Source organism: Halorubrum sp. SP9 (genome assembly GCF_005435015.1).
In the GTDB taxonomy this organism is placed as follows: Archaea; Halobacteriota; Halobacteria; order Halobacteriales; family Haloferacaceae; genus Halorubrum; species Halorubrum sodomense.
The window spans coordinates 1-481 of the sequence record NZ_SGXU01000348.1 but is presented as its reverse complement, the minus strand read 5'-3'; the positions used below and the strand labels follow the sequence as shown (position 1 = coordinate 481).

Genomic DNA, 481 nt, shown 5'->3' with positions numbered 1-481 from the left:
GATGTACGACAGCTGGCTGATAGTCGAGTAGGCGAGCCGGCGCTTCAGGTGGTCCTTCCGGAGGGCGATGAGCGAGGCCGCCGTGAGCGTGATCGCGCCGATAGTCGAGAGCACGAGCCCGGCCGTGAAGCCGAGCGGCAGCGACAGGTCGAAGACGAGCTCCGGGCCGAACACGTCGAGGACGACCCGCGAGACGCCGAACGCGCCGGACTTTACGACCGCGACCGCGTGGAGGAGCCCGGAAACGGGCGTCGGCGCCACCATCGCCTCGGGGAGCCACTGGTGGAGCGGCATGATCCCCGCCTTCACGCCGAACCCGATCGCGAGCAGGAAGAAGGCGAGCATCGCCAGCCCGGGGTCGGCGTTCGCGAGCTCCGCGATGCCGCCCGCGGTGAAGTCGACGCTGCCCGCGAGCAGGTAGACGAGCGCGGCGTTGCCCGCGGCGACGGCCGCGAGCGTCACGCGCGGCTCGTCGAACAGC

The 481-nt window shown here is 71.1% G+C and carries 1 protein-coding gene; it reads right to left on the bottom strand.

Annotated features, from left to right (window positions below):
* A partial coding sequence (locus tag EXE45_RS17840; RefSeq protein WP_274595491.1) for a proton-conducting transporter membrane subunit occupies positions 1-481 on the bottom strand: 481 nt, incomplete at both ends.